The sequence below is a fragment of the Amycolatopsis sp. NPDC049868 genome (assembly GCF_044461365.1).
Classification (GTDB): Bacteria; Actinomycetota; Actinomycetes; order Mycobacteriales; family Pseudonocardiaceae; genus Amycolatopsis.
The window spans coordinates 829307-841650 of record NZ_JBITKV010000002.1; the positions used below are offsets into that span (position 1 = coordinate 829307).

Consider the following 12344-nt stretch of genomic DNA (forward strand, 5'->3'; position numbering starts at 1 on the left):
TCCATCGTGGCACGGGTCACATGGGTAGCCACTGTAGGTATTGTTCAACAATTCCACAAGAGGATCCTTGGCTTGACCTCTTGTAGCCGGTTAGGATCGGTCACGTGACGATCGCGGAGGGTGGTCCTGCCTCGGTTCAAGGACTCGAAGCGGATCGCGGCATGGTGAGCCGCACCAGTACGGCCGAACGGGTCGCGGGCGTCCTCCGCACGCGCATCGCGGAAGGGTTCTTCCTGCCCGGCGTCCGGCTGTCGGAGCACGACATCGGCTCGGCGCTCGGCGTCTCCCGCAACACGCTGCGCGAGGCGTTCCGGCTGCTCACGCACGAACGCCTGCTGACCCATGAGCTCAACCGCGGTGTCTTCGTGCGGGTGCTGCCCGTCGAGGACGTCGTCGATCTCTACAAGGTGCGCAAGGTCGTCGAGTGCTCGGCGGTCCGGGCGGTGACGGAGAAGCCCCCGACGTTCGCGAAGCTCGCGCGCCTGGTCGAGGACGGCAGGATCGCCGAGCGAAGTGAGCGCTGGCAGGACCTCGGCACCGCGAACATCCGGTTCCATTCGGCGATCGCGGAACTGAGCGGCAGCGAGCGGATCGACGAACTGATGCGCGGCATCCTGGCCGAGCTGCGGCTGGTGTTCCACATGATGGCCGACCCGCGGCGCTTCCACGAGCCGTACCTCAAGCGCAACGCGGAGATCCTCGCGCGTATCGAGGCCGGCGACGGCCTCGGCGCCGAAAAGCTCCTCGCGCAGTACCTCACCGACGCCGAAAACCAGCTCGTCGAGGCCTACGCCGAACGTTCCCAATCGCGTTCAGAGGACTGAATGCGGGGGTGCCTAGGGGGTGACCCACTTCTGGTTGGCGGCGCCGGTACAGGTCCAGATCTGCAGGCGGGTGCCGTTGGCCGAGGAGTTCCCGGTCGCGTCAAGGCATTTGCCCGAACCGGAGTTCACCAGGTCGCGGGCGGTGTTGGCCGCCCATCGCTGATTCGCCCCGCCCGCGCAGTCCCACAGTTGCAGCCGCGCGCCGTCCGCGGTGGACATCCCGGTGACGTCGAGGCATTTGCCCAGCGCCCGCACCGTGCCGTCGGCCTGGAACGACCACTGCTGCGCGACGGAGCCGTTGCAGTCGTAGAGCTGCACCGCCGTCCCGTTGGCACTGTCCGCCCCGGCGACGTCGACGCATTTGCCGCCGAGCCCGGTGATCGCGCCGGTGCGGACACCGCCGCCCGACTGCGTCCCCGACCAGGTGAACGTCGCCGACGTCGACGCGGGCAGCGGGTATGTGAAGGACTGCCCGCCCCAGTTGACGCGTACGTTCTGGCTCGCGCCACTGGTGTTGTACGCGATCAGCACCTTCGACCCGTCCGGGTTCTTCCACGCGACGTTCCGCACCGCGGAGTTGTCGTTGGACGAGATCCGGTACGCGCCCGGCTTCACGAACTTCGTCAGGTGACCCGTCGTGTAGTACTCGACGGTGTAGTCGACCTGCCCGTGCCGCGAATCTCCATTGTGGACGGTGATCAGCCCGGTGCAGGTGCCGCAGCCGCCGTTGTGCGGCCCCATGTTCTGGTCCACCGCGAGGCTCCACTTGATGAAGCTCTTGCTCCAGTTCCGGGTGTAGTCGACGATGTTCGCCATGTCTTCGGCCTGCTGATGGCTCACCCAGGTCCCGCCGGAATGCTCGGTGCTGTACGCGGGCACGTTCGGGTACTGGTTGTGCACGGCGGTCTGCTGAGCGACGTCGCCGCCGTAGCCGTGCCACGCCATCCCGCCGAAGTTCGGGTCGGTGCGGATCGCCGCGTCGTCCATCGTCGGCGCGCCGAATTCCGCGTACTTGTCCCAGTTCCAGTCCAGCGCGAGCACCTTTGTGGACAGAGCGGCACCCTTCAAAGCGGGTAACAGGTTGGTCTTCGTGAAGTACTGGAGACCGGCGCCGTTCCAGTTCATCGACGGATAGCTCGCGCAGCACGTCGGCTCGTTCTGCACCGACACGTAATGAATCGGGACACCCTGTGCCTGATACGCCTGGATGTACTTGACGAAGTACTGGGCGTACGCCGGGTAGTACTCGGCCTTCAGCCAGCCCAGTTTGAAATCGCCGTTGTCCTTCATCCACGGCGGCGCGCTCCACGGCGACGCCATCACCTTGGTCGCCGGGTTGATCTCCCTGGCCTGTTTGGTCAGCGGCAGGATGCTGTCGAGGTCGTGGCCGATCGAGAACTTCGTCAGGTTCGGATCGGTCTGCCCGGCGGGGAGATCGTCGAACGAGTAGCTGAATCGCGCCAGATCCGAGGAACCGAGCGGGTTGCGGATGAAGTTGACGCCGATGCCCGAAACAGGATCGAACAGCTTCCGCATGGTCTCGTCGCGTGTCGCCGGTGACAGCGCGCCGCTACCCTTCATCAGCCACGCGGCGGTGTCGGTGAACGACGCGCCCGCGCCCTCGAACTGCTGGTACGTGGTGTTCTCGTCGACGGTGATGGTCTGCTGGCCCGTTCCGGTGCCCGCGGCGAAGTTGACCGGTGACTGCTGCTGGAGCCCGCGCGTGACGTTCACGCCGCGCGAGTCGTTCGTGGTGGTGAGCCAGATGTTGACGGTCTCCCCGGCGGCTTGCGCCGGCGTGGCGACGAGCGTGGCCGCCGCGATCACCGCGGCGCCGAGCAAGGGCAGCCGTTTCACGGCGTCGTCCACTTCTGGTTCGCGCCACCGCCGCAGGTCCAGATCTGGAGTCTGGTCCCGTTCGCGGAACTGTTCCCGGTGGCGTCGAGGCATTTGCCCGCCTGCGGGTTCACGATGTCGCGCGCGCCGCTGATCGCCCATTTCTGCGCGCCGGTTCCGTTGCAGTCCCACAGTTGCACGGCCGTGCCGTCCGCGGTCCCGCCGCCGGAGACGTCCATGCACTTGCCGAGCGCGCGGATCGTCCCGTCGCCGCCGACGGTCCAGTTCTGCGCGGCGTTCCCGTTGCAGTCGGTGATCTGGATCGGGGTGCCGTTGGCGGTGTTCGCCCCGGCGACATCGACGCATTTGCCGCCGATCCCGGTGATCCGGCCGGTCCGCCCGGCCGTGTCGCTGGAGTTGACGTGCACGTAGTCGACCACGAGCCGCTGCGGGAAGACGGTGCTGGAGTTCGGGTCACCCGGCCAGTAGCCGCCCACGGCGAGGTTCAGGATCAGGTAGAAGGGATGGTCGAAGACCCAGCGGTTGCCGTTGAGATCGGCGGGGGTGCGGGTCTGGTAGAGGTTCCCGTCCACGTACCACTTGATCTGGTTCGGTGCCCAGTCGACGGCGTAGGTGTGGAAGTCGTCGGAGAAGTTGGGGCCGTTGTAGGCCGCGCCGATGCCGCCCGCGCCCGAGTAACCGGGGCCGTGGAGGGTGCCGTGCACCGTGTTCGGCTCGAAGCCGACGTTCTCCATGATGTCGATCTCGCCGCTGTTGGGCCAGCCGACGTTGCCGATGTCGGCGCCGAGCATCCAGAACGCGGGCCACATCCCCTGGCCGCGTGGCAGTTTCATCCGCGCTTCGAACCGGCCGTAGGTCTGGGTGAACTGGCCCTGCGTGGACAGCCGGGCCGAGGTGTACTCGCAGCGCCCGTACCAGCAGTTGTAGTTGCCGGGGTTCTCCTTCTTCGCGGTGATGACCAGGTTGCCCTGGCCGTCGAGCGCCGCGTTGTTCGTCCCGGACGTGTACCACTGCCGCTCGTGGTTGTTCACGTTGTCGCCGGTCTCGAAATGCCACTTCGAGGTGTCGATACCCGCGCCGGCGGGCCCGTTGAAGTCGTCGGTGAACGTCGCGGCCATGACCGCGGCCTCGGCGGCCGGGGGCCGCGCGGTGGCCGGGAGTGAGCCGAGGAGAACGCCGGCGGCGAGGAGCGCCGTCCAGCGAAAGAGGGAGGAGATGGACATCGTTGTCGCCTCTCTTCGCAGGCAGAAACTACTTTGTTGTGCCTGACAACAAAGTATGCATGGTCTCTACCACTGCGACAAGACCTATTTTTCGAGCCCGAATTAAGGCTCAGGCGGCCGTGCCCCGCTTCGACCCGGCCGTTCGCGGGTCCGCACCCTGGTCGAGGAGGGCGGCGACCGGGAGGGTGGCGGCTCCTATGGCGACGGCGTCCGGCCCGAGCTGCCCGAGTTCGATCTCGGTCTGGTCGAACACGTGCGCCAGCGCGTGCTCGCCCGCCGCGCGCCGGATTTCGGGCAGATACCGCTCGCCGAGCGCGAGCCCCGCCCAGCCGCCCAGCACGATCCGCTCGGGGTTGAACAGATTGATCAGGTTGCCGATCCCGGCGCCGAGGTAGCCGGCGGTCTCTTCCAGCACCTTGGCCGCGGCCTTGGCCTTGCCCGCCGACTCCAGCAGGGCCGCGAACTGCGTCTGCTCGTCCTCGTCCGAGGCCGTCTTTCCGCCACGCGCCTTGCGGTAGCGGGCGAGGACGCCCTCCGCGCCGACGTAGGACTCCAGGCAGCCGCGTGCTCCGCAGCGGCATTCCTGCCCGCCGTAGACGATGGTCGTGTGGCCCCATTCGCCCGCGCTGCTGGTGGAGCCCCGGTACGTGGTGCCGTCGGTGACCACGGCCGCGCCGACCCCGGAGCCGATCAGGGCGATCACCGCGTGCCGGGCGCCGCGGCCGGCACCGAACCACATTTCGCCCTGGCCCTGGGTTTTCGCGCCGTTGTCGACGAACAGCGGCAGCTCGACACCCTCCGCGCGCAGGAGGTCGGTGAGCGGGACCTCTTTCCAGCCGATCGTGGGCGCGTGCACGCGGAGTGCCTCGCCCTGGTGGACGGTGCCGGGGACGCCGACGCCGACACCGAGCACGGTCGCCTCGTCGATACCCGATTCCGCGATCACTTCGCGGAGTCCGGACGCCACCTGGGTGACCGCCGCGGCCGCGTCCGGGCGCGGGGAGGCGAGTGGGTGCTCGACGGTGGCGAGCCGGTTCATGGTGAGGTCGAACAGCTCGACCTTCACCCCGGTCTCGCCGATGTCGACGCCCGCGACATGGCCGTACGCCGGGTCGACGCGGAGCAGGACGCGCGGCCTGCCGCCGTCGGACTCTACGAGACCGGCTTCGATGATGAGGCGTTCTTCGCCGAGTTCGGCGGTCACGTTGCTGACGGTCGCGGCGCTCAAACCGGTCAGACCGCTCAATTCGTGGCGGCTGAGCGGGCCGTCGAAGTAGAGTTTCGACAGCAGGAGGGAACGGTTGTGCCGCCGCAGGTCACGGACGGTGGTGCGCTTGGCAGGCATGCGGATACCCATCTTATGGCGGCGGACCTTTCCAGGATGCCCCACGACCTTAGCCTCCGCCATGTATCAACTGGTGAAATAAGGCGGGAAGAGAGTCATGACGGGGGACGACGAGCTCATCGGCAGCTTGCCGCCGGACTTCCGGTGGGGTGTCGGCAGCTCGGCGTACCAGATCGAAGGCGCGGTCGCCGAAGACGGAAGAACACCGTCCATTTGGGACACCTGGGCCCAGTCGCCGTGGTCGGTCGACAACGGTGACACCGGCGAGATCGCCTGCGACCACTACCACCGGATGCCCGCCGACATCGCGCTGCTCAAGGAACTCGGCGTCGACACCTACCGGTTCTCCGTCTCCTGGCCCCGCGTGCAGCCGCGCGGACGGGGCGGCGTCAACCCCGCCGGGATCGCCTTCTACGACCGGCTGGTCGACGAGCTGCTCAACAACGGCATCGATCCCTGGCTGACGCTGTACCACTGGGATCTGCCCCAGCACCTCGAAGACGCGGGCGGCTGGCCAGCGCGCGACACCGCCGTCCGGTTCGCCGACTACGCGATGCTCGTGTTCGAGCGGCTGAGCGACCGGGTCCGCCACTGGACCACCCTGAGTGAACCGTGGTGCACGGCCATGCACGGTTACGTCCACGGCGTGATGGCGCCCGGCCGCCGGGACGCGAAGGCGGGCATGGCGGCGGCCCATCACCTGCTGCTCGGCCACGGTCTCGCCGTGCGGAGGATGCGGGAACTCGCGCCGTCCGGGACGAAGTTCGGCATCACGCTCAACCTGAGCACCGCCGACCCGGCCACGCCCAGCGAGGCCGATCGCGAAGCCGCCCGTTTCGAGGACGGGCTCGGGACGCGGTTCTACCTCGACGCGCTCGTGCACTGCAGGTACCCGGAGGACGTCCTGGAGACCCTCGCGCGCCAGGGCATCCGTCTGCCGTCCGAGCCGTGGGATCCGTCGATCATCGCGGCACCGCTCGATTTCCTCGGTATCGACTACTACTTCGGGACGCGGTATTCCGGGGTGGAGGAGAACGGGGACGCGGTGGAGCACTTCGGGATGCCCGCGTTCCGCAAGGTCCCGTTCGGGGCGCCGTCGACGGCGCTGGGCTGGGAGATCCTGCCGCACAAGCTCACCGAACTGCTCGTCCGGATCGGCCGGGATTATCCGGGGCTGCCGCTTTACGTCACCGAGAACGGCGCCGCGTTCGCCGACGTCCCCGACGAGACCGGCTTCGTCCGCGACGACGACCGCACCGCGTACCTGGCCTCGCATATCGCCGCGACGGCCGCCGCGCGGCAGGCGGGCGCGGACGTCCGGGGCTATTTCGCCTGGTCCTTTTTGGACAGTTTCGAATGGGCGTACGGCTACGCGAAACGGCTCGGCCTGGTCCGGGTCGACCGCGAGACGCAGGTACGGACGATCAAGCAGAGCGGGCTGGCCTACCGCGACGTCGTCCAGCGGGTGCGCGGCAGCCGGCGGTAGGGCCTGCTCCACCCTCGAACCGGCGGCTCGCTCCATTCTTCCCGGTCGCCCCGCGTTCTAGGTTCGGCAGCGGAAAGTTGTTTGCCGCTACCGGAAACGTGGGGGACAGTGATGACCGTCAGGCTAGAACGACGTGACCGGCCGGAGACGGCGCCACGGAAAACGTGGTGGAGAAGGCCTTGGGTCGCGCCGATGGCCGTAATCGTCGTGGTGTTCCTGGCCTTTTCGATGCCGCCGTATCTGTCGCTGGACCCGTCGCGGTCGCGGGTGCCGCAGCCGCCGGGGTTCACCTCGCACTATTGGTTCCTTTCGGCGCACGTGCTGTTCGGCTCGATCGCGATGGCGGGCGCGCTGCTCCAGATCTGGCCGTGGTTCCGGGCGAAGTACCCGGCGGTGCACCGGAAGATCGGCCGGGTGTACGTCTTCGCCGGGGTGCTTCCGGCCGGGCTGCTGGCGCTGACCGTCGGCGCGATGAGCCCGTTCGGGCCGGCCACAAGGGTGGCCAACGTCGTGGCCGGGGTGCTGTGGCTGGGGTGCACGTTCGCCGGCTGGCGCGCGGCACGGCAACGCCGGTTCGCCGATCACCGCCGCTGGATGATCCGCAGTTTCGCGCTGACCATGTCGATCATCGTCAGCCGGGTGGTCACGCCGATCGCGATGATCACGCTGGAACCTCGGCTGGAGACCACGTTCGGCGGCAGCGAGATCGCCTTCTCGCAATCGGTCGCCGCGATCAGCGCCTGGCTGAGCCCGACGCTGGTCCTGCTCGCTACGCAGTGGTACCTCGACCGGCGTCCCGCTAAGAAGAAGCCAGCGATCGCGCGATGATCGTCCGCTGCACTTCGGACGCGCCTTCGTAGATCCGCGGCGCCCGGACCTCGCGGTAGAGGTGTTCGAGCAGATGCCCTCGCCGCAGTGCCCGGGCGCCGTGGATCTGCACGGCCGAGTCGACGACGTACTGGGCGGTCTCGGTGGCGAACAGCTTCGCCATCGCGGCCCGGCCGGCGAGGTTCCGCTCGCCCGCGTCGTACGCGGCGGCCGCGGCGTAGACGAGCAGACGCGACGCTTCGGTGCGGGTCGCCATTTCGGCGAGGGTGTGTGCCACGGTCTGCTGCTTCAGCAACGGCCCGCCGAACGCCACCCGGGTCCGGGCGTGGGCGACGGCGGCGTCGAGCGCGGCCTGCGCCATCCCGACGGCGAACGCGCCGACACTCGGGCGGAACAGGTCCAGCGTCCGCATCGCCACGCCGAAGCCGCGGTCTTGTTCGCCGAGCAGTTCGTCCCGCTCCACGCGGACGCCGTCGAAGACCAGGGTGCCGATGGGATGCGGGCTGACGAGGTCGAGGTGCTCGCCCGACAGCCCGGCGCGATCGGCGGGGACGACGAACGCCGAGACACCACGCGATCCCGCTTCCGGTGTGGTGCGGGCGAAAACGCTGTAGAAATCCGCCTCGGGGGCGTTGGAGATCCACATCTTCTCGCCGGTGAGACGCCAGCCGTCGCCGTCGGGTTCGGCGGCGAGCTCCAGCGCCGCCGCGTCCGAACCCGCGTTCGGCTCGGTGAGCGCGAAAGCGGCGACGGCGTCGCCCGCGGCCACGGCGGGAACCCACTTCGCGACCTGCGAGTCCTGCCCGGACTGCAACACCGGGTACGTGCCCAAACCCTGCAGCGCCAACGCAGTCTCGGCCTCGGTGCTCTGGCTCGCGAGCGATTCCCGCAGGATGCAGAGATCCGTCGCGGCGGCCTCCCGGCTCGGGCTGCCGCCGTCGGCACCGGGGAACAGCCGGGCGAGCAGGCCGAGCGCGCCCATTTCCTTGAGCAGCGGCCGGTTGACCGCGCCTTCGGTACCGGATTCGGCCAGCGGGCGGAGCTTTTCGGCGCCCAGCCGCCGGACTTCTTCGGCGAAGGCCTGCTGATCGGGGCTCAATGCGAAGGCGGTCATCGGTCGCTCCCAGGTCGCCAGCGGGCGTGCGCGGTGCCGGGTTCTCCCGAGCGCAGCAGTTCCAGCCGTGGTTTCGGCCCGTCGGTGCGGCCGCCCTGCGGTTTCCGGCTGCCCGCCGCGAACTGCTTCGGCCACGGCATCGGATAGCCCTGCTCGGCGGCGGCGTGCAGTGTCCACTGTGGATCGTAAAGGTGAGTCCGGCCCAGCGCGCACAGATCCGCGCGGCCCGCGAGGATCAGCGAGTTGACGTCGTCGTAGGAGGAGATCGCGCCGACGGCGATCACCGCGATCCCGTACTCGCGCCCGATCTCGTTGCGGATCCGGTCGGCGTACGGCGTCTGGTAGCTGCGGCCGTACTCGGGTTTCTCCTCGCTGACGACCTGGCCGGTCGACACGTCGATACCGTCCGCGCCGTGCTCGGCGAACGCGCGGGCGATCTCGACGGCGTCGTCGACGTCGATTCCGCCGTCGTACCAGTCGGTCGCGGAGATGCGGACCGTCATCGGCCGCTCGGCCGGCCACGCCGCGCGGACGGCGTCGAAGACTTCGAGCGGGAAACGCAGCCTGTTCTCCGGCGAGCCGCCGTATTCGTCGGTGCGCCGGTTGGTCAGCGGGGACAGGAACGACGACAGCAGGTAGCCGTGCGCGCAGTGCAACTCGAGAAGATCGAATCCGGCGCGCGCGGCGGCGGCCGCGGAGTGCGCGAACTGGTCACGGATCTCGGCCAGCTCGGCCTTCGTGAGCTCGCGCGGGGTCTGGTTCGCTTCGCGGTACGGGATCGCGGACGGGGCGCAGATCTCCCAGTTTCCCTCGGGCAGCGGCTGATCGATGCCGTCCCACATCAGTTTCGTGGAGCCCTTGCGCCCGGAATGGCCGAGCTGGACGCCGATCCGCGCGGGCGAGTGCCCGTGGACGAAGTCGGTGACCCGTTTCCACGCTCGCTCTTGTTCCCCGGTGTACAGGCCGCCGCAACCCGGGGTGATCCGGCCGGTCTCGGAGACGCAGACCATCTCCGTCATCACCAGCCCGGCGCCGCCGAGCGCCTTGCTTCCCAGATGTACCAAGTGGAAGTCGGTCGGGACGCCGTCTTCGGAGGAGTACATGTCCATCGGCGAGACGACGACGCGGTTCGGCAGGTCCAGGTTCCCGATCCGGAACGGCTGGAACATCGGCGGCCGAATATCGGAGTCCAAAGTGGACGCGAACCAGCTGTCCAGCTCGGCGGCGAATTCGGGATCGCGCAGCCGGAGGTTGTCGTAGGTGACGCGGCGGCTGCGGGTGAGGATGTTGAACGCGAACTGTGCCGGCTCCTGATGGGTGTACTGGCCCATGTTCTCGAACCATTCGAGGCTCGCCTGCGCGGCGCGCTGGGTCGAGGTGACGACGGGGCGACGTTCGGCTTCGTAGGCTTCGAGCGCACTGTCCATATCGGACTGTTCGTGCAGGCAGGCGGCGAGCGCGAGCGCGTCCTCCATGGCGAGTTTCGTGCCGGAACCGATGGAGAAATGCGCCGTATGCGCGGCGTCGCCGAGCAGGACGGCGTTCTCGTGCCGCCAGCTCGCGCAGCGCACGGTGGCGAAGGCGGTCCACTTCGAGTTGTTGGCGAACACCTGGTGCTCGCCGAGGACGTCCGCGCACAGCTCGCGGATGACCTCGATCGACTTCTCGTCGCTCTCACCCGGCGCCAGCGAGGTGGCGGCGATCTCGCCGAACGCGCGCTGCCAGACGTCCTCGTGCAGTTCGAGGATGAACGTGCTCGCGGTGTCGCTGTACGGATAGCCGTGAATCTGCATGATCCCGTGCGGGGTTTCCAGGACGTGGAACTTGAAGGCGTCGAAGACGAGGTCCGTGCCGAGCCAGATGTACTTGCAGCGCCTGGTCTGCAGGCTCGGACGGAAGCTCTCGGCGAGAGCGTTCCGGGTCGGCGAGTTGACGCCGTCCGCCGCGACGACGAGGTCGTACTCGGCGCTCGCCTCGGCCGCGCTCGGTGCCTCGGTGCGGAAACGGACGTCGACGCCGAGCTCCGCGCAGCGTTCCTGGAGGATGCCGAGCAGCCGTTTGCGGCTCATCGCGGCGAACCCGTGCCCGCCGGAGGTGTGCACCGTGCCGCGGAAGTGGACGTCGATATCGTCCCAGCGCGCGAACTCGCGGCGCATGGCGGCGTGGATCACCGGATCGGCGTGCTCGATGCCGCCGAGGGTCTCGTCGGAGAACACCACCCCGAACCCGAAGGTGTCGTCGGGCGCGTTGCGCTCCCAGACGGTGATCTCATGATCGGGATGGAGCTGTTTCGCCAGCGTGGCGAAGTAGAGCCCCGCCGGGCCGCCGCCTAACACCGCGATACGCACGCCGCTCAGGGTATGTCGCGGTATGTACGACCGTCAACGATACGGGATATGCTGACCCGTATGGAGCGCATCAACCCGCCCGAGCTCGGCCGTCCCTCCGGCTTCTCGCACGCCGTCGCGGCGAGTGGCCGGTTCGTCTTCCTCGCCGGTCAGACGGCGTTGGACGAGGAGAACCGCATCGTCGGCGACGGCGTGGTCGAGCAGTTCGAACGCGCGCTGTCCAACCTGCTCACCGCGTTGCGCGCGGCGGGCGGGGAGCCGTCGGATCTGTGCAGCGTGACCGTCTACATCGTCGACATGGACGACTACCGGGCTCACGCGCGCGAGATCGGCGCGGTGTGGAAGCGGCTGGCGGGGAAGGAGTACCCCGCGATGGCGGGGATCGGTGTCAGCCGGCTTTGGGACGCCGAGGCGCTGGTGGAGGTGCAGGGCTTCGCGGTCGTTTAGGGCAGTGTGCGCGAGACGTGCGCGGCCGCGGCCTCGCCCAACCGCGCGTGCAGTGTGAAGAACAGGTCCGCTGCCCGGATCCCGGCCCAGCCCGGCGGCAGTAGTTCGGCGGGCAGGCCCGGGTCGAGGTAGGGCAGCCGCCGCCAGTCGGTCAGCACCCGGACGTAGTCGGCGAACGCTTCGGCCTCGTCGGTGGTCTTGCGCCGCTGCCACCGCCGGAGCGCGGCCGCGTGCTCGTCGACGAAGGCGGTGTACAGCGCTTCGAGCTGGTCTAGGTCCCACCAGTCGCGGATCTTCTCCCGCACGTCGCCGAACGCGAGGTGCTCGGCGTGGAAGAGATCGGCGTACTCCTCGAGTTCGAGCCGCCGGAGCATGTCGGAGGTCGCGTCACGCAGGTGCGCGGGCGCGATCCAGACGCCGGACGACGCGGTCCCGAAGCCGAGCCGGGCCAGTTGCGTGCGAAGAACATGCCTTTTGTGCCGTTCGGCCTCCGGGACGGAGAACACCGCGAGCAGCCAGCCGTCGCCGGGGGTGGCGCGTTCGCGGCGGAAGATCCGCTCGTCGCCTTCGCGCAGGATCGCCAGCGCGGTTTCGGAAAGCTCGTATCCGGCGGCCCCGTCCCGGCGCACCGCGGACAGGATCCCGCGCCGCTTCAGCCGGGAGATCGACGACCGGACGGCCGGTTCCTCGACGTCCACCCCGGCCAGCAGGTCGATCAGGGAGCGGACGGAGAGCCAGCCGCCCTCGCCGCGTGAGTAGAGGCCGTACACGGTCACGATCAACTGGCGCGGTTGCGCCGTTCGCCCCGCGCCGTCGACTTCGGTTGCCTCCGACACGGCCGTCACCCGGTCACCATAACAACGACGATGCGC

10 protein-coding genes are annotated in these 12344 nt (G+C 68.7%); 4 read left to right on the plus strand and 6 right to left on the minus strand.

Annotation, left to right across the window (positions count from 1 at the left end; genetic code table 11):
• Nucleotides 1-161: 161 nt before the first annotated feature.
• Nucleotides 162-824 (plus strand): GntR family transcriptional regulator, encoded by a 663-nt coding sequence (locus ACIBTM_RS12180; RefSeq protein WP_395876792.1) that lies wholly within the window; start codon nt 162-164, stop codon nt 822-824.
• 12 nt (nt 825-836) lie between these two features.
• Here ACIBTM_RS12180 and ACIBTM_RS12185 read toward each other — a convergent pair whose 3' ends face one another.
• From ACIBTM_RS12185 to ACIBTM_RS12195, 3 genes are all read right to left on the minus strand, one after another.
• Nucleotides 837-2681 carry a ricin-type beta-trefoil lectin domain protein gene (locus tag ACIBTM_RS12185; protein ID WP_395876517.1) on the minus strand — a complete coding sequence of 615 codons (1845 nt, stop codon included), beginning with the start codon at nt 2679-2681 and terminating at the stop codon, nt 837-839.
• The gene (locus ACIBTM_RS12190; RefSeq protein WP_395876518.1) at nt 2678-3904 is read right to left on the minus strand and encodes an RICIN domain-containing protein; all 1227 of its coding nucleotides are present in this window, start codon (nt 3902-3904) and stop codon (nt 2678-2680) included. Before ACIBTM_RS12190 ends, ACIBTM_RS12185 begins: the two co-directional genes overlap by 4 nt.
• A gap of 109 nt (nt 3905-4013) precedes the next feature.
• Nucleotides 4014-5261, minus strand: coding sequence for an ROK family protein (locus ACIBTM_RS12195; RefSeq protein ID WP_395876519.1), 1248 nt, complete (start codon nt 5259-5261; stop codon nt 4014-4016).
• 85 nt (nt 5262-5346) lie between these two features.
• On the opposite strand from ACIBTM_RS12195, the gene ACIBTM_RS12200 reads away from it, so the two are divergent.
• Both ACIBTM_RS12200 and ACIBTM_RS12205 read left to right on the plus strand, forming a co-directional pair.
• A complete protein-coding gene (locus ACIBTM_RS12200) occupies nt 5347-6735 on the plus strand; it encodes a GH1 family beta-glucosidase (RefSeq protein WP_395876520.1) in 1389 nt (462 codons plus the stop codon).
• Between the two features lie 192 nt (nt 6736-6927).
• Nucleotides 6928-7563: a DUF2306 domain-containing protein gene (locus tag ACIBTM_RS12205; RefSeq protein WP_395876521.1), complete on the plus strand. Its 636-nt coding sequence runs from the start codon at nt 6928-6930 to the stop codon at nt 7561-7563.
• Here the strand turns inward: ACIBTM_RS12205 and ACIBTM_RS12210 are convergent.
• Together ACIBTM_RS12210 and ACIBTM_RS12215 are read right to left on the minus strand one after the other, a co-directional pair.
• Nucleotides 7535-8677, minus strand: coding sequence for an acyl-CoA dehydrogenase family protein (locus ACIBTM_RS12210; RefSeq protein ID WP_395876522.1), 1143 nt, complete (start codon nt 8675-8677; stop codon nt 7535-7537). The two genes, ACIBTM_RS12205 and ACIBTM_RS12210, sit on opposite strands and share 29 nt — an antisense overlap.
• Nucleotides 8674-11025 carry a bifunctional salicylyl-CoA 5-hydroxylase/oxidoreductase gene (locus tag ACIBTM_RS12215; RefSeq protein ID WP_395876523.1) on the minus strand — a complete coding sequence of 784 codons (2352 nt, stop codon included), beginning with the start codon at nt 11023-11025 and terminating at the stop codon, nt 8674-8676. The genes ACIBTM_RS12210 and ACIBTM_RS12215 overlap by 4 nt, the downstream gene beginning before the upstream one ends.
• Nucleotides 11026-11073: 48 nt before the next feature.
• Here ACIBTM_RS12215 and ACIBTM_RS12220 point away from each other — a divergent pair, with 48 nt between their 5' ends.
• Complete coding sequence (locus ACIBTM_RS12220) at nt 11074-11472, plus strand: RidA family protein (protein WP_395876524.1); 399 nt, start codon at nt 11074-11076, stop codon at nt 11470-11472.
• On the opposite strand, the gene ACIBTM_RS12225 is transcribed toward ACIBTM_RS12220, so the two are convergent.
• The gene (locus ACIBTM_RS12225; RefSeq protein ID WP_395876525.1) at nt 11469-12317 is read right to left on the minus strand and encodes a PaaX family transcriptional regulator C-terminal domain-containing protein; all 849 of its coding nucleotides are present in this window, start codon (nt 12315-12317) and stop codon (nt 11469-11471) included. The two genes, ACIBTM_RS12220 and ACIBTM_RS12225, sit on opposite strands and share 4 nt — an antisense overlap.
• Nucleotides 12318-12344: the final 27 nt, after the last annotated feature.

Bases quoted from the DNA above. Each gene is read 5' to 3' on its own strand.
- ACIBTM_RS12180 (WP_395876792.1), top strand. From the start codon at position 162: ATGGTGAGCCGCACCAGTACGGCCGAACGGGTCGCGGGCGTCCTCCGC.
- ACIBTM_RS12190 (WP_395876518.1), bottom strand. From the start codon at position 3,904: ATGTCCATCTCCTCCCTCTTTCGCTGGACGGCGCTCCTCGCCGCCGGC.
- ACIBTM_RS12195 (WP_395876519.1), bottom strand. From the start codon at position 5,261: ATGGGTATCCGCATGCCTGCCAAGCGCACCACCGTCCGTGACCTGCGG.
- ACIBTM_RS12200 (WP_395876520.1), top strand. From the start codon at position 5,347: ATGACGGGGGACGACGAGCTCATCGGCAGCTTGCCGCCGGACTTCCGG.
- ACIBTM_RS12205 (WP_395876521.1), top strand. From the start codon at position 6,928: ATGGCCGTAATCGTCGTGGTGTTCCTGGCCTTTTCGATGCCGCCGTAT.
- ACIBTM_RS12210 (WP_395876522.1), bottom strand. From the start codon at position 8,677: ATGACCGCCTTCGCATTGAGCCCCGATCAGCAGGCCTTCGCCGAAGAA.
- ACIBTM_RS12220 (WP_395876524.1), top strand. From the start codon at position 11,074: ATGCTGACCCGTATGGAGCGCATCAACCCGCCCGAGCTCGGCCGTCCC.